The following is a 20,340-nucleotide window of genomic DNA, read 5'->3' as shown; positions in this document are numbered from 1 at the left end:
ACGGCGCGGCCGCGGACGGGTCAGGCGGCGCGCAGCTCGGTCGAACAGGCCTCGGCCGCGACCCAGGCGAGCATGCCGCACTTCACCCTCATGACGAACTTCGAGACCCCGTGGAACACGACGGCGTCGCCGAGGACCTCGTCGTCGGGCTCACCGGCGCCCCGGGACCGCATCATCTCGCGGAACTCCGCGACGAGCGCGTCGAGCTCGGCCAGCGTGCGACCCGGGGCCAGCTGCGCCAGCACCGAGGCCGAGGCCATCGAGATGCTGCAGCCCGCGCCCTGCCAGCGCAGGTCGGCGATGCGGTCGGTGCCGGGCTCGAGGGTGACGCGGACGGTGATCTCGTCACCGCAGGTCGGGTTCCGTTCGTGGTGCTGCGCGTCGGCCCCGGGCAGCTCGCCGTCGCCGTGCCGAGCCTTGGCGTGATCGAGGATGACCTGCTGGTACAGGCCGTCGAGGGCGGCGCTCACCGCGCCTCCTCGGCCTTCTCGTCGGAGGCCGTGTGGCTCGCGACGCCGAAGTAGTCGCGGACCTCGGCGACACCGGCGACCAACCGGTCGACCTCGTCGCTCGACGAGTACAGGTAGGTGCTGGCCCGCGTCGTGGCCGTCACCCCGAGACGCCGGTGCAGCGGTTGGGCGCAGTGGTGGCCGACGCGCACGGCGATGCCCCGGGCGTCGAGGAACTGGCCGACGTCGTGGGCGTGCACCCCGTCGACGACGAAGCTGGCGAGTCCCGACCGGGGCACCCCGGCCGGCGGTCCCACGACGGTGACGCCGTCGATCGCGTCGAGACCGCGGACGAGCAGGTCGGCGAGGGCCTCTTCGTGCTCGCGCACGCGGTCCATGCCGACGGCGTCGAGGTAGCGCACGGCCTCGGCGAGGGCCACGGCCTGCGACACGGGCTGCGTGCCGGCCTCGAAGCGCTGCGGGGCGCGGAGGTAGTCCGCGCCCTCCATCGTGACCGTCGTGATCATCGAGCCGCCGGTGCGGAACGGCGGCAGGGCGTTCAACAGCTCGGCCCGACCGTAGAGCACGCCGATGCCCGTGGGCCCCAGCATCTTGTGACCCGAGAAGGCGGCGAAGTCGACGTCGAGGCCGTGCAGGTCGACGGGACGGTGCGGCGCCGACTGGCAGGCGTCGAGGACGACGAGGGCACCGACGGCGTGCGCCAGCGCCACGAGTTCGGCGACGGGCGCGACGAAGCCGGTGACGTTCGAGACGTGGGCGAAGGCGAGGAGGCGCGTGCGGGGTCCGATCACGGACGCCGCGTCGGCGACCGTCCAGGTGCCGTCGTCCCGGACGGGCACGAACCGCAGCGTGGCGCCCGTCGTCGCGGCGAGTTCCTGCCACGGGACGAGGTTCGCGTGGTGCTCGGCCTCGGTGACGACGATCTCGTCACCGGGCGCGAGGGCGAAGCGTCGCGCGGTCTCACCGCCCCGGCCGTGCGTGGCGTTCGCGACGCCGTACGCCACGAGGTTGAGCGCGTCGGTCGCGTTGGAGGTCCAGACGATCTCGTCGACGTCGGCACCGACGAAGCGGGCGACCGTCTCGCGCGCCTCTTCGTAGGCCTCGGTCGACAGGGCGGCGAGCGTGTGCGCGCCCCGGTGAACGGCCGAGTTGGTCGTCTCGAGGAAGCGGCGCTCGGCGTCGAGCACGGCGGTCGGTCGCTGTGCGGTCGCCCCCGAGTCGAGGTAGGCGAGCGGCTCGCCGTTGACGTCCTGCCGCAGCAGCGGGAAGTCGGCGCGCAGACGGCGGGCGTCGTCGTCGGACAGCCCCGGACGGGCGGTGGATGGTGCGGAGGAGGTGGTGGTCACGATGTCCCTTCCCGTCGATCGTAGCGAGGCACCCCGAAGGGGCCGGCGTCGGCCGACACAGGACGCAACGGTGGCCGACCGCCCGGTGTTCCCGACCGCCCGGTGTTCCCGAGCCGGCGGCTGTGACGCCCCGTGTCGCGCACGTCGCCCCCGGCGGGGGTCGAGGGCCAGAGTGGTGGCGACGAACGGAGCACCCCATGACGACCACCCCCGGCCGCATCGAGACCACCCACGCGGGAAGCCTGCCGCGCACGCCCGAGTTGATCGCCGCGAACGACGCGCGCGCCCTCGGCGAGGACGGCTTCACCCTCGAACGCACCCCCGAGTTCGATGCCCTGCTGACCGACGCCGTCGTCGATCTCGTCCGGCGCCAGGACGATCTCGGCATCACGATCGTCGGCGACGGCGAGTACGGCAAGGCGATGACGAGCGCCGTCGACTACGGCGCCTGGTGGTCGTACTCGTTCCAACGCGTGAGCGGGCTCTCGCTGACCGGGTCGGACATCTTCAGCCAGCCGGCCGTGCGGTCCTCCCCCGGCGACGTGCGGCTGACGTCGTTCCCCGACCGCCGCGACTGGCAGACGTTCCACGACGCGTACACCGACCCGACCTCGGGCATCGGCACGGGCTCGGGCGCCACGCCGTTCCCGAGCACGACGGGCCCGTTGGCGTACGTCGGCCAGGCCGCCATCGCCTCGGACATCACCAACCTGAAGGCCGGCCTCGAGGCGAGCGGTTCGCCCTCGGGCTTCGTCACCTCGCTGTCACCGGGCAGCGGAGCCCGCATCGCGAACGACTTCTACGCCACCGAGGAGGAGCACATCTGGGCCTGGGCCGAGGTGCTGCGCGAGGAGTACACCGCGATCGTCGAGGCCGGCCTGACCGTGCAGATCGACGACCCCTCGATCGCCGAGAACTGGGACCAGATCAACCCCGAGCCGAGCGTCGAGGACTACCGTGCCTTCACGCGCATCCGGGTCGAGGCGCTCAACCACGCCCTCCGCGGCCTGCCGCCCGAGCAGGTGCGGTTCCACCTCTGTTGGGGCTCGTGGCACGGCCCGCACACGACCGACGTCGAGTTCCGCCACATCGTCGACCTCATGCTCGAGATCGACGCGGGCTCGTACTCGTTCGAGGCGGCCAACGTCCGCCACGACCACGAGTGGAAGCTCTGGCGCGACGTCGAGCTGCCCGCGGGCAAGAAGATCGTGCCGGGCGTCGTCAGCCACGCCACGAACGTGGTCGAGCACCCCGAGCTCGTGGCGGACCGCATCGAACGGTTCGCGTCGCTGGTCGGCCCCGAGAACGTCGTCGCGTCGACCGACTGCGGCCTGGGTGGTCGCATCCACCCGCAGATCGCCGTGGCCAAGCTGGCCTCGCTCGGCGAGGGCGCGCGCATCGCGTCGCACCGCCTGTTCGGCTGATCGCACGCCGGAGAGACGACCCGCGCCTCCTGGTCCGGTGGACGAGGAGGCGCGGGTCGACTCGCGAGCGGACGCCCGTCAGTCGTCGAGCGGTTTGAGCACCCGCCGCAGGAACTGCTGCGTGCGCGCCTCGCGCGGGCGGGACAGCACGTCGGCAGGACGTCCCCGCTCGACGACGACACCGGCGTCCATGAAGATCAGCTCGTCGGCCACCCGGCGGGCGAACTCGAGCTCGTGGGTGACGACGATCATCGTCCAGCCCTCGTCGGCGAGTTCTTTCACGACGGTGAGCACGTCACCGACCAGTTCGGGGTCGAGGGCCGAGGTCGGCTCGTCGAAGAGCAGCAGTTCGGGCCGCAGCGCGAGTGCTCGCACGATGCCGACGCGCTGCTGCTGGCCGCCCGAGAGCTCGGACGGGTAGGCGTCGGCCTTCTCGGCGAGGCCCACCCGCGCGAGGAGCGCCTCGGCCTCGGCCCGCGCCTCCTTCGGATCGCGTCCCTGGACGCGCACCGGGCCCTCGACGACGTTCTGCAGCACCGTGAGGTGCGGGAACAGGTTGAAGTGCTGGAAGACCATCGACGACCGGTCGCGCAGGGCGAGCAGGTCGCGCTTGCCGACCTTGGCCCCGAAGTCGATCGACCGACCGTCGGAGAGCGTGACGACTCCCCCGTCGGGCACCTCGAGGCTGTTGAGCGACCGCAGCACGGTCGTCTTGCCCGACCCCGAGGGGCCGATGATCGCGACGACGCGTCCACGCCGCACCTCGAGGTCGATGCCGCGCAGCACCTCGTTCGCGCCGAACGCCTTGTGCAGGCCGCGGACGGTCAGCACGGGGGCGCCGGTCGCGCCGGAGGGCCGGGGCGGGGTGACGTCAGCGGGCAACGTGGCGGTCCAATCTCCTCTCGAGGGCGTCTTGCCCGAACGACAGGATCAGGCAGATCACCCAGTAGACCAGGGCGGCCTCGAGGTAGATGAGCAGGAACTGGTTCGAGACCGTCGCGATCTGCTGCGCCTGACGGAAGAGCTCGACGACGAGGATGACGCTCGCCAACGAGGTGTCCTTGACCAGGCTGATGAAGGTGTTCGACAGCGGCGGCACCGAGACGCGGGCCGCCTGCGGCAGGCTGACCCGCCGCAGGGCGAGCCCCCGCGACATGCCGATCGTGTGGGCGGCCTCCCATTGCCCCTGGGGCACCGAGAGGATCGCGGCCCGGATGACCTCGGCGGCGTACCCGCCGACGTTCAGCGAGAACGCGATGATCGCGCTCGGCCAGGGATCGAGTCTCACGCCGATCGACGGCAGGCCGTAGAAGACGACGAACAGCTGCACCAGCAGGGGCGTGCCCCGGATGATCGAGATGTACACCCGGGCGATGCCCGCGAGCACGGCCTTGCCCGACAGGCGCATGAGCGCGATGACGACGGCGATGACCAGGCCGATCGCCATCGAGGCGAAGGCGAGCGGGATCGACGCCACGAGCGCCCCCGACACGATCGGCCAGAGCGACCGCAGGAAGAGGTCGAGGGAGGACTGCACGCCTACTCGCTGACGTCCTGGCCGAAGTACTTCTCGCTGATGGTCGCCAGCGTGCCGTCGGCCTTCAGCTCGGCGAGGGCGTCGTCGATCGCCGTCACGAGGTCGTCGCTGCCCTTGGTGGTGACCAGGGCCGAGCGCGACACGTCGTCGGTGGTCGCCGCGATCTTGATGCCGGCGGCCTGGTCCGGGTTGGTCTTGACGTAGTCGAGGAAGGTCAGCTCGTCGTTGACCGTCGCGTCGATGCGGCCCTGCTCGAGGAGTGCGACCGACTGGGCCCAGCCCTCGACGACCTGCACGTCGGCGCCCGCGTCCTTGGCGATCGTGTAGAAGTTGCTCGACTGCGACTGGGCCGTCGTCTTGCCCGCCAGGTCGGCGAGCGAGGTGATGTCGGTGTTGTCGGCGGGCGTGATCACGACACCGCGGCTGACCGTGTAGGGCGTCGAGAAGTCGTACGTCGCCTCGCGCTCGTCCGTGATCGAGATCTGGTTCGCGACGAGGTCGAAGCGGCCGGCGGTGAGCCCGGCGAGCAGGGCGTCGAACTGCGTCTCTTCGAAGGTCGGCGTGACGCCGAGCTTCTCGGCGACGGCCGTGGCGACGTCGACGTCGTAGCCGGTCAGCGCGCCGGCCCCGCCCTCGTGGTAGGTGAAGGGCTGGTAGGTGCCCTCGGTGCCGATGACGATCTCGCCGGCCGCCTGGATGTCGGACAGGCTCTTCGCCGCGCTCGTGTCGGCGGTCGCGCTGCCGGTGGACTGGACGACCCCGTCGGTGGAGGCGGGCGCGCAGGCGGCCAGGGCCACGGCGGCGGCGGCGATGACGCCGACGGAGGCGAGGCGACGGACGGTGCGGACGGCGGGGATCTTCACGAGGGTTCCTTTGCTGCGGCTCGGGGGTCGGACGAGCCTCCCGACACTAACGCCGCGGGGGCGGGCGTGATTCCCGATGACTTCGCGTGACGTGACGGCCCCGGTCCGGCGTCGCCACGCGCCCGTCAGCGCCGGGCGATCGCCTCCGCGACCGAAGGGGCGCCGTCGAGACGCACGTGCCGGTGGGCCACGTCGTCGGCCGAGACGGCGACGGTGCTGAGCGACAGCGAGTGGAAGAGGTGCCCGTCGACGAGGTCGGCCCGCACGAGCGCGTCGTCGTCGCCCGTCGGCAGGGCGCTGCTCTCGCGCAGCAGGTCGAGCCACGGCGTCCAGCTGCCCTCGCCCTCGGCCGCCGTCGGCAGCGGACCGGTCGGAGGCGCGACGTCGCGGAATCGAGGCAGCCAGCGGTCGACACGGGGCACGGACCGGTCGTCGGGGGCGGCGTGCGTCAGCAGGTGCACGCCGGGGGCGAGGCGGGCCGTCTCGGTGGCGGCACCGTCCCATACGGAGTGCACCGCGCCTCCTGCGTCCGCGGTGAGCAGGTTGAAGGTGCGGGTCGTCTGCGGCCCGTCGGGCAGGACGCCGTCGGCGGCCGCCCTCAGAGGCAGGGCACCGCGGGTGGTCCATCCGCCGGGCGGCGGTACGGGCGCCTCGTGACGGTTCAGCACGACGCTCGCGCGACTCGGCCCCCGGGCGGTCGCCAACCACGCGCCGCCCGCCTCGCGGTCGTGCACCCCGGACACCCGCTCGCCGAGGTCGGGCCACCAGGGGCCCGGCTCGTCCCAGGGGCGGTCGGGCGACTCGTCACGGAGTCCCAGGAAGACGACGGGCCAGGGCGCGCCCGGCTGGACGGCGACGACGACGGTGCACATGGGGTCCTCACGGTGGGGGCTCGTCGGGTCGGGGCCGACGCTCGGCCGCGGGATGCGGCATCGTGGGGGGCAACGCTACCGACCCGGCACCGGGTCGGCCGACCGACGCATCGATCGACGAGGCCCACCGTGACGCACGACCACCCCCGCTCCTCCCCCGCCGACGCCCCGCGTCGCCTGTCCGTCGTCGTCGGCGTCTCGGGCGGCATCGCGGCGTACAAGGCCGTCGGGGTCGTCCGCGGCCTCGTGCTTCGTGGACACGACGTGCACGTCGCCCCGACCGAGGCCGCACTGCGCTTCGTCGGGGCGCCGACCTGGGAGGCCACGAGCCGCAACCCCGTGCACACGTCCGTCTTCGACGACGTCGCCGAGGTGCGGCACGTGGCCCTGGGGCAACGGGCCGACCTGATCGGCGTGGCGCCGGCGACCGCGCACACCCTGGCGAAGATCGCGCACGGGCGGTCCGACGCCCTCCTCGGCACGACCATCCTCGCGAGCACCGCACCGCTCGTCGTCGCACCCGCCATGCACACCGAGATGTGGCTGAACCCGGCCACGGTCGCGAACGTCGACCTGCTGAGGTCGCGCGGGGTCACCGTCGTCGGGCCCGACGACGGGCCGCTGACCGGGGGCGACGTGGGGCCCGGCCGGCTCAGCGAGCCCGACGAGATCGTCGCCGCGGCCCTCGCCCGCGTGACCGGCCCGGCCGGCCTCGACGCCTCTCGCGCCTCCGTCCCCCGTGCCCGGCACGAGGACGCGCGGGCTCAGGAGGCGCGGGTCGGCGACCTGGACGGCCTGCGGCTGGTCGTCTCGGCCGGTGGCACCCGCGAGCCCCTCGATCCGGTCCGGTTCGTCGGCAACCGGTCGAGCGGCACCCAGGGAGCGGCGCTCGCCCTCGGCGCGGCCCGACGCGGGGCCCGCGTCACCGTGGTGGCCGCCGCGCTCGACGGAGCCGTGCGGCAGACGCTCGACACCGACGCCGGGGTCGACCTCGTCGAGGTCGGCACCGCGCTCGAGCTCGAGGCCGCGATGGCCGAGCACGCCCCCGCGGCGGACGTCGTCATCATGGCGGCCGCGGTCGCCGACTACCGGCCCCTCTCGGTGGCGGACGGCAAGATCCGCAAGGACGACTCGGGCGACGAACTGGTCGTCCGCCTCGTCCGGACCCCGGACGTCCTGGCCGGACTCGTCGTCCGTCGTCCCGTGGGGCAGGTGGTCGTCGGCTTCGCGGCCGAGACGGCGGCCGACCGCGACGAACTGCTGTCGCTCGGGCGCGCCAAGCAGCGACGGAAGGGGGCGGACCTCCTCGTGCTCAACTCCGTGGGGTGGACGACCGGTTTCGGCAGCGACGACACGGCTGTCGTCGTGATCGACGCCGACGGTGACGTGGTGTCCGAGGCCGAGGGATCGAAGGCCACCGTGGCGGAGACCGTGCTCGACGCGGTCGCCTCACGTCTCGCGAAGAGTCGCGGGTCGGGTGGCGGCACCGCTCCGACGCTCCCCGACGCCTCGACGGGAGCCGGCGCATGAGCCCGCGCGAGCAGGCCGACCCCCGCCTCGGCACGACCGTCGGCGGTCGCCACCGTCTCGACGCGATCGTCGGGCGCGGAGGCATGGGGGCCGTCTACCGGGCGAACGACCTCGAGCTCGGCCGGGACGTCGCCGTCAAGCTCTTCTCGTCGGACGGGCACGACGTGCACGACCTCAGCCGACAGGTCAGCGAGGTGCGCCTCCTCGCCTCTCTGAACCACCCGGGACTCGTGACGCTCTACGACGCCCGCGTCGAGGGCGACGGCCACGACGCCGACGCCTACCTCGTGCTGGAGTACGTCGCCGGCCCGGCCCTGCAGACCGTGCGCGCCGCCGGGCCGCTGTCGCACGCCGAGGCCGCGGCGCTGCTCGGCGACGGCGCGGACGGCCTGGCGGCGGTCCACCGCGCCGGCGTCGTCCATCGGGACGTCAAGCCCGCGAACATCCTGCTCGCGGCGCCGCACCCCGAGGGCGACCCCCGCCGGGCCAAGCTCGCAGACTTCGGCATCGCCTCCCTGATCGACTCGACGCGGGTGCCGGCCACGGGCGCCCTGATGGGCACCGCCGCCTTCGTCAGCCCGGAGCAGGCCGAGGGGCGACCGCCGGCCCCCGCGTCCGACGTCTACTCACTCGGACTGGTCCTGGTCGAGGCACTGACCGGGCAGCGCGTCTTCACGGGTTCGGTCGTCGAGTCGGTCATGGCCCGTCTGACCCGCGACCCCGAGATCCCGGCCTCGATCGGTTCGGGGTGGGCGGAGCTGCTGACGCGCATGACCTCGCGCGCACCGGAGGACCGTCCCGCCGCCGCCGAGGTGGCACGGGCCGCCCGCACGTTGGCCGTCGAGGGTGCCGGGTCGACCGATGCCGTCACGCGGGTCATGGCCGCTCCCGACGTGCCGACGGCCGCCCTGCCCGGCGGTGACACGCCCACTCGCGTCCTGCCCCGGGACGACGCTCGCACGCAGGTGCTCGGAGCCGGGGCGGCGTCCGGGGCGGATGCCGCGGACCTCGTCGCCGACGTCGAGCCCGACGACGGAACTCGGAAGCGCCGGCGCTGGCCCCTCGTGCTGGCGGCGGTCGTCGTCGCCGCGTTGCTGGCGGTGGGCATCGGCTGGGCCGCCACGCGCGACGGCGACGTCGTCGGTCCGACCGAGAGCGCGAGCCCGAGTGTCGACACGGAACCGTCGACGACGCCCTCCGAGTCGTCGGACGACGAGTCGTCGTCGCCGTCGGAGGACTCCACCGACGAGTCACCGGCGGATCCGACGCCCTCGGACGAGGTCAGCCCGTCCGAGGAGGCGCCGGTCGAGCCGACGACGCAGCCCACGGTCGACCCCGTGACGCCCCCGACGGTCGAGGTCCCGGGTGTCGACGTCCCGGGTGGGAACAGCGGGCCCGGCAACAGCGGGAACGGCAACGGGAACAGCGGGCCCGGCACCAGCGGGAAGGGGAACGGCCGCGGCAACGGAATCGGTCTCGGGACCGGCACCCCCTAGAGAGAAGCCGCGAGATGTCATGACGTGCCGCTCACCTCTCGGGGCGAGCGGCACGTCGTGACTTCTGGGCAGGACGTGAGCGTGGGAGCCCTGACATGACGAAAGCCCCGGCCGAGGCCGGGGCTTTCTGTGTGTGAGCGATACTGGGATCGAACCAGCGACCTCTTCCGTGTCAGGGAAGCGCGCTACCGCTGCGCCAATCGCTCATGTCTCAACGATGCGAGAGTGACCCCTCGAACCGCACTATTCAATTGCAACATCGATTCTAGACCTAGGTCTGGATCGAATGGAGGTGGAGACGGGATTTGAACCCGCGTGAACGGCTTTGCAGGCCGGTGCCTCGCCTCTCGGCCACTCCACCATACGAGTAGCCCCCAGAGGGAGGCCACCAGTCGGTGGACCACCCTCTGGTGAGCATTACACTCGAGCGGATGACGAGATTCGAACTCGCGACCCTCACCTTGGCAAGGTGATGCGCTACCGCTGCGCCACATCCGCATTTCGCTTTGCATTTCTGCGTGCAAAAGAACAATACCCACACCCTGGGGCAGAAACCAAATCGAGGGAAGTTCGTGTCTTGACCGGTCGTGGGGCAGCTCACGACGGGGGCCTCGCCGACGGACCGAATGGCGTTCGAGCCCCGCGATGCACTAGCATCGTCGAGTCCCACACGGGCGATTGGCGCAGTTGGTAGCGCGCTTCCTTCACACGGAAGAGGTCATCGGTTCGAGCCCGGTATCGCCCACGACCATCACCGAAAGGCCCTGCATCCGCAGGGCCTTTCGTCGTTCCCGGACCGAGATCCCCGGCCCGGCGCCGCCGTCGAGGCATCGACGTCGCTCGCTCCCGAGACGTGGCATCCTCACCCCATGACCGACTCCCCCGCCTCCCGTGCGCCCACGACCCACCCGACGACCGTCCCCGACGCCGACTGGTGGCGCCAGGCCGTCGTCTACCAGGTGTATCCGCGCAGCTTCGCCGATGCGAACGGCGACGGGATCGGCGACCTGCCCGGCGTGACCTCACGGGTGCCGTACCTGCAGCGGCTCGGGGTCGACGCCGTCTGGCTGAGCCCGTTCTATCCGTCCCCGCTCGCCGACGGCGGCTACGACGTCGCCGACTACCGTGCCGCCGACCCCCGCCTGGGCACCCTCGACGACTTCGACGAGATGGTCGCCGCCCTCCACGCGGCCGGGCTGAAAGTCGTCGTCGACATCGTCCCCAACCACACCTCGAGCGACCACGAGTGGTTCCGCGAGGCCGTCGCGTCCCAACCCGGCAGCGCCGCCCGGGCCCGTTACGTCTTCCGGGACGGCCTCGGCGACGGCGGTGCCACTCCTCCGTCCACTTGGGTGTCGAACTTCGGCGGAGGCGCGTGGACCCGTCTGACGCGCCCCGACGGCACACCCGAGCAGTGGTACCTGCACCTCTTCGCCCCCGAGCAGCCCGACCTCGACTGGAGCAACCCCGAGGTCCGCGCCGACTTCGAGCGGACGTTGCGGTTCTGGTCGGACCGTGGCGTCGACGGCTTCCGGGTCGACGTCGCCCACGGGCTCGCGAAGGACCTCACCGAACCTCTCCGCGACGCCGCGGAACGAGAGGTCCTGCCGGTCGACGGCAGCGACCCGCTCTACGACCGCGACGAGGTGCACGCGATCTTCGAAGGCTGGCGCCGTGTCCTCGACGAGTACGACCCGCCCCGCAGCGCGGTGGCCGAGGCCTGGGTGCAGCCGGAGCGCGTCCCGCTCTACGCCCGCCCCACCGAGCTCGGGCAGGCCTTCAGCTTCGCCCTCACCCGGGCCGACTTCGACGCCGACCAGTACCGCGCGATCATCGCGTCGACCCTCGAGCAGGCGGCGGTGAGCGGGGCGACGAGCACCTGGGTGCTCTCGAACCACGACGTCGTCCGTCACGCCACGCGCTACGGCCTGCCGAAGGGGCAGGACCTCGACGCCTTCGTGCTGAGCGACGGACGACGCCCGACCCTGAACCCCGACGCGGGACTCCGACGGGCTCGTGCGGCGACGTTGCTGATGCTCGCCCTGCCGGGCTCGGCCTACGTCTACCAAGGCGAGGAGCTCGGCCTGTTCGAGGTGGCCGACCTGCGCCCCGACCAGTTGCAGGACCCGGTCTGGACGCGCACGGGCCACCGGCGCAAGGGCCGTGACGGCAGCCGGGTGCCGCTGCCCTGGGACACGAGCGAGCCCGCCCTGGGTTTCGGCGACCACGCCCCGCACCTGCCGCAGCCCGAGTGGTTCGAGGACCTCGCCGTCTCGGTGCAGGACGACGAGGACGAGTCCACGCTGTCGATCTACCGGCGCGCCCTGGCGCTCCGTCGTGAGTTGCAGCGGGGTGAGGAGCTCGCCTGGATCGACGACGCGTCGGACGAGGTCGTCCACGTCGCCCGTCACGACGGCTGGCACGCGCTGACGAACTTCGGCGGCGGCCCGGTGGACCTGCCCTCCGGCGCTCGTGTGCTCGCGTCCAGCGAGCCGCTGCAGGACACGCTCGCCGGCGTCACCGAGGTGCCGGGCGAGACCACGGTCTGGTTCTCCCTGGTCTGAGGGCGACCAGGAGGGGCGAAGGGCCCGGTCGCACGACGCGGTGACCGCAGGAGGCGCGGTGCGAGGGGTCTCGCACCGCGCCTCCTGCGCTCTGCCGCGGTCCACGGGGCCGGCACGTGGAACGGCCCCGGCCAGAGGACCGGGGCCGTTCGTCGGGCGTGGTGGGTCAGGCGCGCCCGTTCTCGAGGACGTAGCCCTCTTCGCCGTGCAGGGCGAGGTCGATGCCGGCCACCTCGTCCTCGTTCTTGACACGGAAGCCGATCGTCTTCTCGATCACGAAGCCGATGACGAAGGCCAGGACGAACGAGTAGAGCATGACGGCGACGGCCGAGAGGGCCTGGATGCCGAGCTGCGTGAAGGTGTGCGAGAAGATCAGGCCGGTGTCGTTGGCGAAGATGCCGAGGTACAGCGTCCCGATGAGGCCACCGACGAGGTGGATGCCCACGACGTCGAGGGAGTCGTCGAAGCCGAGCTTGAACTTGAGGTCGATGGCCAGGGCGCAGACGGCACCCGCGACGACGCCGAGGACGACGGCCCACCCCGGGGTGAGGGCGGCGCAGGCCGGGGTGATGGCGACGAGACCGGCGACGGCACCCGAGGCGGCACCGACCGAGGTGGCTTTGCCGTCCTTCAGCTTCTCGACGACGAGCCAGCCGAGCACGGCGGCGGCGGGAGCGGCGATGGTGTTGAGGAACGCCAGGGCGGCGACGCCGTCGGCGGCGAGCTCGGAGCCCGCGTTGAAGCCGAACCAGCCGAACCAGAGCAGACCGGCACCCAGCAGGACGAAGGGCGGGTTGTGGGGCTTGTCGGCACCTTTGGCGAAGCCGACGCGCTTGCCGAGGACGAGCGCCAGGGCGAGGGCTGCGGCACCGGCGTTGATGTGGACGGCCGTGCCGCCGGCGAAGTCGATGACGCCCATGGCGGCGATCCAGCCACCGACCGTGTTGCCGTCGGCGTCCTTGGTGAAGTTGAAGACCCAGCTGGCGACCGGGAAGTAGACGACCGTGGCCCAGACGCCCGCGAAGATCATCCACGCGCCGAACTTGGCGCGGTCGGCGATGGCACCGGAGATGAGGGCGACCGTGATAATCGCGAAGGTGGCCTGGAACGCGGCGAAGGCGATCGTCGGGTAGGCGCCGGTGGGGTCGAGGCTGTCCTCGAAGGCGGCACCGAGGCCGAGGTTCGCGACGTCGAGGCCGAACAAGCCCTGGACGCCCACGAAGCTCTCGCTGCCACCGGGGATGGAGGTCGGGTTGCCGAAGGCGATCGCGTAGCCGAAGAGCACCCAGAGGACGCCGATGAGGCCCATCGCACCAAAGCTCAGCATCATCATGCTGATGACGCTCTTGGCCTTGACGAGGCCGCCGTAGAAGAAGGCCAGGCCGGGGGTCATGAGCAGCACGAGTGCTGCACAGATCAACATGAAGGCGGTGTTGCCTTGGTCCATGGGTGGGTCACCTCTCGAGTTTCTGAGCCAGGGAGGCACCGACGTCGAGGTCGACCGCGCGGGTTCGCGGGCTGTGGTGACGAACGCTCTCGTCCGGTGCGCCCCCAGTGTCGCGGGGCGAGGTTTCCAGCCGTGTGCGGGATTGTTTCCCCGATGTAACACGATTCGGGCGCAGGTAAACAACGTGTTTCGGCTCACCCCGTACCGGGTGGGGATGTCCTCAGAGCGAGGTGAGCGCCACCAGGCGCGAGACGGCCCGCAGGTACTTCTTGCGGTAGCCGCCGGCCAACATCTCGTCCGAGAAGACCTGGTCGAGGGGCGTGCCCGACGCGACGACCCGGATCTGCGCGTCGTAGAGACGGTCGACGAAGGCCACGAGTCGCAACGCGTCGACCTGGCTGGTGAGGACGTGGACGTCACGCAGCCCCACCGCGTCGAGGTCGTCGACGAGCTTGACGTACTTGCTGGGGTGGACCGTCGCGAGGTGCGCGACGACGCCGTCGAAGTCGTCGAGCGACACGGTGCCGCCGAGGGACGCCGCCGCCGCGTCGACGTCGTCGACCACGTGTGCCCGGGCCTCGACCTCTCGACGCCGGTAGTCGTTCCCGTCGATGCGCAGGGTGAGGAACTTGTCGCTCAGCCCCTGGATCTCGCGGAGGAAGTCCGCCGCGGCGAACCGGCCCTCGCCGAGGGCGTTGGGCGGCGTGTTCGAGGTGGCGGCGATGCGGGTGCCGTCGTCGGCCAGGTCGCCGAGCAGCCGGGTCATCATCATCGTGTCGCCCGGGTCGTCGAGCTCGAACTCGTCGATGCACACCAGGGCGGCGCCCTTGAGCTGCGCGGCGGCACCGGCGTAGCCGACGGCGCCGACCAGCGCGGTGTACTCGATGAACGTGCCGAAGTAACGCCGTCCGGGCGTGCGGTTCCAGAGGGCGGCGAGCAGGTGGGTCTTGCCCACGCCGAACCCGCCGTCGAGGTAGAGGCCGGGACGCACGGCCGGGGCGGCCGGCTTCTTGCGGAACAGGCCCCTCCGCGGGGCGTCGGCACCCGCGCCTCCGAACGCCGTCACGGCGGCGACCGCCTCGGCCTGCGAGGCGAAGTCCGGGTCGGGTCGGTAGTTCTCGAGCGAGGCCTCGGCGAACTGACGAGGAGGCACGAGTTGCGTCACGATCTCGGCCCCCGTGATCGTCGGCGTGCGGTCGGTCAACGAGACGAGGGTGCTGACGGATTCGGGGGGCATGGGCGCGGCCTCGCAACGGTGTGGGCGGGGATCTGTGTCAGAGTCGTACGGTTCCCGGGCGACGGTCACGCGGCATGCGTAACCTCGACGGGGCCGACCAGAGGCGATCCTACGCCGCCGGGCGTCACCCGTCGCCCGACGTCGGCTCCATCCCGACACCCGCACAAGGAGACACCATGGCCGTCGAGCACGACACGTCCGCCCGCTTCGGCGAGTACGCCCACCCCGAGCGTCTCGTCAGCACCGAGTGGTTGCAGCAGCACCTCGGCACCCCCGGGCTCGTCGTCGTCGAGTCCGACGAGGACGTCCTGTTGTACGAGACCGGCCACATCGCCGGGGCCGTCAAGATCGACTGGCACCTCGACCTCAACGACCCCGTGCAGCGCGACTACGTCGACGGCGAGGGCTTCGCCGCGTTGATGGCCCGCAGCGGCATCTCGCGCGACAGCACCGTCGTCATCTACGGCGACAAGAACAACTGGTGGGCCGCCTACGCGCTCTGGGTGTTCTCGCTGTTCGGGCACGAGGACGTCCGCCTGCTCGACGGCGGGCGGGCGAAGTGGGAGGCCGAGGGCCGCGACTACACGACCGACGCCCCCACGGTCGAAGCCACCGACTACCCCGTCGTCGAGCGAGACGACAGCGTCATCCGCGCCTACAAGGACGACGTGCTGGCCCACCTCGGCAAGCCCCTGATCGACGTGCGCTCCCCCGAGGAGTTCTCGGGTCAGCGCACCACGGCTCCGGCCTACCCCGACGAGGGGGCCCTCCGCGCCGGTCACATCCCGAGCGCGCAGAACGTGCCGTGGGGCAAGGCCGCGGCCGACGACGGCACCTTCCGGCCGCTCGCCGAGCTCGACGCCATCTATCGCGACGGCGCGGGCCTCTCCGACGGCGACCAGGTCGTCGCCTACTGCCGCATCGGCGAGCGGTCGAGCCACACCTGGTTCGTGCTCAAGCACCTCATGGGCTTCGAGGACGTGCGCAACTACGACGGCTCCTGGACCGAGTGGGGCAGCGCCGTCCGCGTGCCGATCGTGCAGGGCACCGAGCCCGGCGAGGTGCCGGCCCGGTGACCGACGTCGCCCTGCCCGAGCCGCTCGTCGAGATCCGCGAGGAGTTCCTCGCCCTGGACGTGCGGAACCGTCTGCAGCTGCTGCTCGAGTTCTCGAACGAGCTGCCCGAACTGCCGGCCCGGTACGCCGACCACCCCGACCTGCTCGAGCGGGTGGTCGAGTGCCAGTCCCCCGTGTTCCTGTTCGTCGAGGTGACCGACGGTCGGGTACACCTGCACGCGACGGCACCGCGCGAAGCACCCACGACCCGTGGCTTCGCGTCGATCCTCGCCCAAGGGCTCGACGGGCTCACCGTCGCCCAGGTCCTCGACGACGTCCCCGACGACTACCCGCAGACGATCGGTCTGACCGAGGCGGTGAGCCCGTTGCGGATCCGTGGCATGACCGCCCTGCTCGGTCGCGCCAAGCGCCAGATCCGCGATCGGACCGCCGGCGCGTGACGCTCCGGGTGCTGCACGCCCTCGAGCGTCCAGGCGACGTCGGGCTGGAGCTCGACATCGACGAGGACTCGACCCCTGCCCGGATCCGCGAGCTGTACGCCCCACCCCGCGAGACCTGGCTACGACTCAACCTGATCGCCGCGGTCAGTGGTGACGCCGCGGGCTCCGACGGCACCTCCGAGACGCTGAGCAACGCCACCGACCGCACGATCCTGGCGGCCATCCGCTCGCTGGCCGACGGCGTCCTCGTGGGTGCGGCCAGCGTGCGGGCCGAGGGCTACCGGGTGCCGAAGTCCTCACGACTCGTCGTCGTCACGTCGTCGGGCGACCTCTCGGGCCATCGCATGGACCCGTCGGAGGCCGGTCGGGTCGTCGTCGTGTGCCCCGGATCCGCCCGGGACCGGGTCCGTGAGACCCTCGGCGACGAGATCTGGGCGGTCGCCACCGTGCTGACCGCACCGGACGCCGACGGACGGTTGGAGCCCGCCGCGATCCTGCGTTGCCTGCGCGAGCAGCGCCTCCGTTCGCTCGTCTGCGAGGGCGGCCCCTCGCTCGCCGGTCAGTTCCTGCGGGACGGCCTGGTCGACGAGCTGTGCCTGTCGACCTCGCCCGTCGTGATCGGCAGCGGCCTGCCCGTCTTCGGTCGCGAACGCTTCGACCCCGCGTCGCTCGTGCTCGGTCAGTTGCTGGTCGACGAGCAGAGCACGCTCTACGCGCGGTGGTCGGTCGACGGCGGCCCCGCGAGTCGGTGACGACCGACCCACCCGGTGATCGCCCCCTCGAAGCGCTCGGGGTCGAGGTTCCAGAGCTTCGTGTGCCGCGCGACCTCGAACACCTCGAAGGTCACGAGGTCGGGCCGTGCCTCGGCCAACGCGTGTGACGCGGTGGACGGCACGAAACCGTCGTCGTCGCTGTGCAGCAACAGCACCGGCAGGTCGAGCTCTCCGGCCCGCGAGACGAGGTCGAGCCGGTCGAAGTCGATCGGCTCGGCGCTGCCGGCCAACCGACAGAGCAGGGGCGAGCCCAGGAGGCGCAGCACCAGACCCTGGACGACCTGCGGCACCCGCATGGCCGCCCCCTGGTCGGCGAGGGTCGTCCTCCAGTCGACGACGGGCGACTCGAGCACGAGTCCCGAGACGACGCCGCGCAGGGAGGAGCGCGTGGCTGCCTGCAGCACGAGCGCTCCGCCCATGGACCATCCCATCAACACGACGGACGTCGCACCGTGGTCGAGGGCGAACCGGATCGCCGCCTCGACGTCGCGCCATTCGGAGTCGCCCAGGGCGTAGCGTCCGTCCGGCGATCGGGGTGCCTCGCCGTCGTTGCGGTACGACACGAGGAGCGAGGTCAGGCCCTCTCGGTGGAAGACCGGAGCCGCCCGGATCGTCTCGGCGCGGGTCACCCCACGACCGTGCACCCCGATCATCCACGGGCCCTCGAGGCCGCCCGCGGCGGGGACGAGCCAGGCGGGGGCCTGACCGACCTCCGTGGCGATCGCGACCTCCTCCGCGGGGAGGCCCGCGTCCCGGGGTGTCGGGAACAGCCAGCCACCGATGCGGCCCCGGTGGGCCCGGTCGAGACCGGGCCCGTCGACGCCCTCGACGCGACGCTCGACGGACCGGCCGTCGTCGCGGACGACGTCGCCCACGCGGGCGTGGCCTCGACCCCGGGCGTACCAGAAGCTGTAGCGACCGGGGAGGCGCGTGTCGGGCGTCGAACGGAGGGTGATCGTCCCGGCGACGGGGTCGTAGGCGTCGACTCGCACGTCGTCTCGCCGCCTGCGGGCCGGCGTGACGATCTTGCGGGCGATGGCGACGATCCCCGACGCGAGGGCGGCGGACGACGCGAGCACGGTGCCCCCGACCGTGATCGAGACGACGGCGAGCGGGCCGATGCCCCGTCGGTCGGTGGATGCGGGGCGGTTCACGGGCGACTCCTCGTGGGGCGTGAGGTGGGGTCGAGGGTGACCTGTGGATCTGCTGAGCCGGGCGCGGCGTGCCGCGGGGGTCGCCCTCGGGATCGACCCTAGTCTTCCAGGGTGTCCGAGATCCCCCCGACGCCGACCCGGCCGCCCGCCTTCGCCGCGGCCGTCGAGTCCGTCCACCGTGCCGCCGCGCGGGACGCCCTCGCCGTGACCGAGATCCCCGCCCCGAACGGCCTCGCCCCCCACGCGCTGGCCCTCGCGGGGGACGTCGTCGGCGCGTCCGGCCGTCCAGACCCCGACCTCGGCACGGGCCGCTTCGTGCTGCTCTACGACGATGACGAACCCGAGGCATGGGGCGGACCGTTCCGGGTCGTGAGTTTCGCGCAGGCGCCCCTCGAGACCGAGATCGCGCTCGACCCGTTCGTGGCCGACGTGGCGTGGTCCTGGCTCGTCGACAGCCTCGACGCCCGCGGAGCCTCCTACGACCAGGCATCGGGTACCGCGACCAAGATCCTCTCGACCGGCTACGGTGAGCTGGCCAGCCACGGCGACGGGGCCCAGCTCGAGCTCCGGGCGTCCTGGAGCCCCACCACCACCGACCTGGCCCCGCACATCGAGGCCTGGAGCGAGTTGATCTGCACGCTCGCCGGCCTGCCCCCGACCGTCGAAGGAGTCACGCTCCTCGCCTCGCGGCGGGTCGGACGAGACTGAACCACCGGAACAGAACAGCGCCCCCGGAGAGAACAGCGGAGACATGACCACAGCGACACCAGACGAGTCAGCACCAGACGAGTCGGCACCCGACGGCTCCGCGACGCGCGGCTCACGACCCCGGGTCACCGTCCGACCCGTCGTCGAGACCGCGGACTCGCTGCACGGCGAGGTCACGGTCATCGACGATCGGCAGGGCTACCTGGCCGCCGTCGAGGCGATCCGCGCCGGGACCGGGCCGGTCTCGATCGACGCCGAACGCGCCTCCGGCTATCGCTACTCGCAGCGGGCCTACCTCATCCAGGTGTTCCGACGCGGCTCGGGGGTGTTCCTGCTCGATCCGCCCGCCATCGGCTCCTTCGCCGAACTGCAGGACGTGATCGGCGACGAGGAATGGGTGCTGCACGCCGCCAGCCAGGACCTGGCGTGCCTGCGCGAGGTCGGCCTCGACCCGAGCCGCATCTTCGACACCGAACTGGGCGCACGCCTCGCCGGCCTGCCGAAGGTCGGGCTCGGTGCCGTCGTCGAGCAGCTGCTGGGCATCCACCTCGCGAAGGAGCACAGTGCCGCCGACTGGTCCACGAGGCCGTTGCCGCAGAGTTGGCTCGTCTACGCGGCGCTCGACGTCGAGCTGCTCGTCGACCTGCGCGACGCCATGGAGGCGGTGCTCGCGGACGCGGGCAAGCTCGACATCGCGCGTCAGGAGTTCGAGGCCACCCTGCGCCGCGAGGCCAAGCCGGCGAAGGTCGACCCGTGGCGCCGACTGACCGGGCTGCACAGCGTCCGCGGATCCCGCTCGCTCGCCGTGGCTCGGGAGCTCTGGCAGGCACGCGACGACTACGCCCGAGAGATCGACACGGCACCGGGTCGTCTCGTCCCGGACTCCTCTCTCGTGGCCGCCACCAAAGCAATGCCCACCGACAAACGGTCACTGGCCGGCATCAAGGAGTTCGTCGGTCGCGCCAGTCGCAGTGAGCTCGACCGTTGGTTCGCGGCGATCGAACGGGGCCGCGAGACGACGGACCTGCCCTCTCCCCGAGGGCCGGCGAGCGACCCCCCCCCCCCGCCGCGATCGTGGGCGGACAAGAACCCGCTGGCCGACGCGCGCTACAAGGCGGTCCGCCCCAAGGTCACCGAGATCGCCGAGGGGCTCGACCTGCCCGTCGAGAACCTGCTGACGCCCGAGACCCTGCGGCGGCTCGCCTGGGACCCGCCCATCCCCTTCGACGCACCGACCATCGCGGCCGCGTTGGTGGAGCTGGGTGCCCGGGCCTGGCAGGTCGAGGCCGTCGCCGAGGCGGTCGCCGAGGCCTTTGTCGACGCCCACCAAGAGCCTGAGGCGACGGGCGACAGCGCTTCGTAGGATTGCTCGAACGATTCTCGGCCCCTCGGTGTCGTCCCTA

The 20,340-nt window shown here is 72.0% G+C and carries 18 protein-coding genes and 4 tRNA genes; 10 read left to right on the top strand and 12 right to left on the bottom strand.

The genetic code is table 11. The annotated features are described in order from the left end of the window. Positions 1–20: 20 nt before the first annotated feature. Both sufU and AEQ27_RS07255 read right to left on the bottom strand, forming a co-directional pair. Positions 21–470, bottom strand: a complete 450-nt coding sequence (gene sufU / locus AEQ27_RS07260) for a Fe-S cluster assembly sulfur transfer protein SufU (RefSeq protein WP_054146035.1) — start codon at positions 468–470, stop codon at positions 21–23. Then, positions 467–1,819 (bottom strand): aminotransferase class V-fold PLP-dependent enzyme, encoded by a 1,353-nt coding sequence (locus AEQ27_RS07255; RefSeq protein WP_369813611.1) that lies wholly within the window; start codon positions 1,817–1,819, stop codon positions 467–469. Before AEQ27_RS07255 ends, sufU begins: the two co-directional genes overlap by 4 nt. A gap of 194 nt (positions 1,820–2,013) precedes the next feature. Here AEQ27_RS07255 and AEQ27_RS07250 point away from each other — a divergent pair, with 194 nt between their 5' ends. Then, on the top strand, positions 2,014–3,240 hold the full coding sequence (locus tag AEQ27_RS07250) for a cobalamin-independent methionine synthase II family protein (protein ID WP_054146034.1): 1,227 nt from the start codon (positions 2,014–2,016) through the stop codon (positions 3,238–3,240). 78 nt (positions 3,241–3,318) lie between these two features. On the opposite strand, the gene AEQ27_RS07245 is transcribed toward AEQ27_RS07250, so the two are convergent. From AEQ27_RS07245 to AEQ27_RS07230, 4 genes are all read right to left on the bottom strand, one after another. Continuing rightward, on the bottom strand, positions 3,319–4,122 hold the full coding sequence (locus AEQ27_RS07245; protein ID WP_054146033.1) for an amino acid ABC transporter ATP-binding protein: 804 nt from the start codon (positions 4,120–4,122) through the stop codon (positions 3,319–3,321). Further along, positions 4,112–4,777 (bottom strand): amino acid ABC transporter permease, encoded by a 666-nt coding sequence (locus tag AEQ27_RS07240; RefSeq protein ID WP_054146032.1) that lies wholly within the window; start codon positions 4,775–4,777, stop codon positions 4,112–4,114. The genes AEQ27_RS07245 and AEQ27_RS07240 overlap by 11 nt, the downstream gene beginning before the upstream one ends. Positions 4,778–4,779: 2 nt before the next feature. Then, positions 4,780–5,634 (bottom strand): amino acid ABC transporter substrate-binding protein, encoded by an 855-nt coding sequence (locus AEQ27_RS07235; RefSeq protein WP_054146177.1) that lies wholly within the window; start codon positions 5,632–5,634, stop codon positions 4,780–4,782. 131 nt (positions 5,635–5,765) lie between these two features. Next, a complete protein-coding gene (locus AEQ27_RS07230) occupies positions 5,766–6,512 on the bottom strand; it encodes an NRDE family protein (protein WP_054146031.1) in 747 nt (248 codons plus the stop codon). A 177-nt stretch (positions 6,513–6,689) separates the two neighbouring features. Between AEQ27_RS07230 and AEQ27_RS07225 the strand changes: the two genes are divergently transcribed. Next, complete coding sequence (locus AEQ27_RS07225; protein WP_082383345.1) at positions 6,690–8,042, top strand: phosphopantothenate--cysteine ligase family flavoprotein; 1,353 nt, start codon at positions 6,690–6,692, stop codon at positions 8,040–8,042. Beyond that, positions 8,039–9,538, top strand: a complete 1,500-nt coding sequence (locus AEQ27_RS07220; protein WP_054146030.1) for a serine/threonine-protein kinase — start codon at positions 8,039–8,041, stop codon at positions 9,536–9,538. Before AEQ27_RS07225 ends, AEQ27_RS07220 begins: the two co-directional genes overlap by 4 nt. A gap of 134 nt (positions 9,539–9,672) precedes the next feature. On the opposite strand, the gene AEQ27_RS07215 is transcribed toward AEQ27_RS07220, so the two are convergent. The 3 genes from AEQ27_RS07215 to AEQ27_RS07205 form a co-directional block, all read right to left on the bottom strand. Beyond that, positions 9,673–9,744 (bottom strand) — tRNA-Val (locus AEQ27_RS07215). Between the two features lie 81 nt (positions 9,745–9,825). Further along, positions 9,826–9,899, bottom strand: a tRNA-Cys gene (locus AEQ27_RS07210). Positions 9,900–9,964: 65 nt separating this feature from the next. Then, positions 9,965–10,036, bottom strand: a tRNA-Gly gene (locus AEQ27_RS07205). Between the two features lie 174 nt (positions 10,037–10,210). On the opposite strand from AEQ27_RS07205, the gene AEQ27_RS07200 reads away from it, so the two are divergent. Then, positions 10,211–10,283 (top strand) — tRNA-Val (locus AEQ27_RS07200). A gap of 124 nt (positions 10,284–10,407) precedes the next feature. Beyond that, positions 10,408–12,102 (top strand): alpha-amylase family glycosyl hydrolase, encoded by a 1,695-nt coding sequence (locus tag AEQ27_RS07195; RefSeq protein WP_054146029.1) that lies wholly within the window; start codon positions 10,408–10,410, stop codon positions 12,100–12,102. A 166-nt stretch (positions 12,103–12,268) separates the two neighbouring features. Here AEQ27_RS07195 and AEQ27_RS07190 read toward each other — a convergent pair whose 3' ends face one another. Both AEQ27_RS07190 and zapE read right to left on the bottom strand, forming a co-directional pair. Further along, on the bottom strand, positions 12,269–13,549 hold the full coding sequence (locus AEQ27_RS07190) for an ammonium transporter (protein WP_054146028.1): 1,281 nt from the start codon (positions 13,547–13,549) through the stop codon (positions 12,269–12,271). Positions 13,550–13,769: 220 nt separating this feature from the next. Next, positions 13,770–14,786: a cell division protein ZapE gene (gene zapE, locus AEQ27_RS07185; RefSeq protein WP_054146027.1), complete on the bottom strand. Its 1,017-nt coding sequence runs from the start codon at positions 14,784–14,786 to the stop codon at positions 13,770–13,772. Between the two features lie 176 nt (positions 14,787–14,962). On the opposite strand from zapE, the gene AEQ27_RS07180 reads away from it, so the two are divergent. The 3 genes from AEQ27_RS07180 to AEQ27_RS07170 are packed head-to-tail and all read left to right on the top strand — an operon-like array spanning position 14,963 to position 17,054. Then, positions 14,963–15,862 (top strand): sulfurtransferase, encoded by a 900-nt coding sequence (locus AEQ27_RS07180; RefSeq protein WP_054146026.1) that lies wholly within the window; start codon positions 14,963–14,965, stop codon positions 15,860–15,862. Further along, on the top strand, positions 15,859–16,302 hold the full coding sequence (locus AEQ27_RS07175; RefSeq protein ID WP_054146025.1) for a SufE family protein: 444 nt from the start codon (positions 15,859–15,861) through the stop codon (positions 16,300–16,302). Before AEQ27_RS07180 ends, AEQ27_RS07175 begins: the two co-directional genes overlap by 4 nt. Then, complete coding sequence (locus AEQ27_RS07170) at positions 16,299–17,054, top strand: dihydrofolate reductase family protein (RefSeq protein ID WP_054146024.1); 756 nt, start codon at positions 16,299–16,301, stop codon at positions 17,052–17,054. The genes AEQ27_RS07175 and AEQ27_RS07170 overlap by 4 nt, the downstream gene beginning before the upstream one ends. On the opposite strand, the gene AEQ27_RS07165 is transcribed toward AEQ27_RS07170, so the two are convergent. Beyond that, a complete protein-coding gene (locus AEQ27_RS07165; RefSeq protein WP_235451011.1) occupies positions 17,012–18,229 on the bottom strand; it encodes a S9 family peptidase in 1,218 nt (405 codons plus the stop codon). The genes AEQ27_RS07170 and AEQ27_RS07165 overlap by 43 nt on opposite strands. Before the next feature lie 111 nt (positions 18,230–18,340). Here AEQ27_RS07165 and AEQ27_RS07160 point away from each other — a divergent pair, with 111 nt between their 5' ends. Continuing rightward, positions 18,341–18,937, top strand: a complete 597-nt coding sequence (locus AEQ27_RS07160) for a DUF3000 domain-containing protein (protein ID WP_054146023.1) — start codon at positions 18,341–18,343, stop codon at positions 18,935–18,937. A 43-nt stretch (positions 18,938–18,980) separates the two neighbouring features. Continuing rightward, positions 18,981–20,300 carry an HRDC domain-containing protein gene (locus AEQ27_RS07155; RefSeq protein WP_082383326.1) on the top strand — a complete coding sequence of 440 codons (1,320 nt, stop codon included), beginning with the start codon at positions 18,981–18,983 and terminating at the stop codon, positions 20,298–20,300. Positions 20,301–20,340: the final 40 nt, after the last annotated feature.

It is taken from the genome of Frigoribacterium sp. RIT-PI-h (assembly GCF_001297205.1).
Lineage (GTDB): Bacteria > Actinomycetota > Actinomycetes > Actinomycetales > Microbacteriaceae > Frigoribacterium.
This window is presented reverse-complemented; position numbering and strand designations above follow the sequence as displayed.

What these genes read in the sequence shown, in the direction of transcription:
- AEQ27_RS07220 (WP_054146030.1), top strand. Translation starts at nt 8,039, where the DNA reads ATGAGCCCGCGCGAGCAGGCCGACCCCCGCCTCGGCACGACCGTCGGC.
- AEQ27_RS07190 (WP_054146028.1), bottom strand. Translation starts at nt 13,549, where the DNA reads ATGGACCAAGGCAACACCGCCTTCATGTTGATCTGTGCAGCACTCGTG.
- AEQ27_RS07180 (WP_054146026.1), top strand. Translation starts at nt 14,963, where the DNA reads ATGGCCGTCGAGCACGACACGTCCGCCCGCTTCGGCGAGTACGCCCAC.
- AEQ27_RS07230 (WP_054146031.1), bottom strand. Translation starts at nt 6,512, where the DNA reads ATGTGCACCGTCGTCGTCGCCGTCCAGCCGGGCGCGCCCTGGCCCGTC.
- AEQ27_RS07250 (WP_054146034.1), top strand. Translation starts at nt 2,014, where the DNA reads ATGACGACCACCCCCGGCCGCATCGAGACCACCCACGCGGGAAGCCTG.
- AEQ27_RS07155 (WP_082383326.1), top strand. Translation starts at nt 18,981, where the DNA reads ATGACCACAGCGACACCAGACGAGTCAGCACCAGACGAGTCGGCACCC.
- zapE (WP_054146027.1), bottom strand. Translation starts at nt 14,786, where the DNA reads ATGCCCCCCGAATCCGTCAGCACCCTCGTCTCGTTGACCGACCGCACG.
- AEQ27_RS07195 (WP_054146029.1), top strand. Translation starts at nt 10,408, where the DNA reads ATGACCGACTCCCCCGCCTCCCGTGCGCCCACGACCCACCCGACGACC.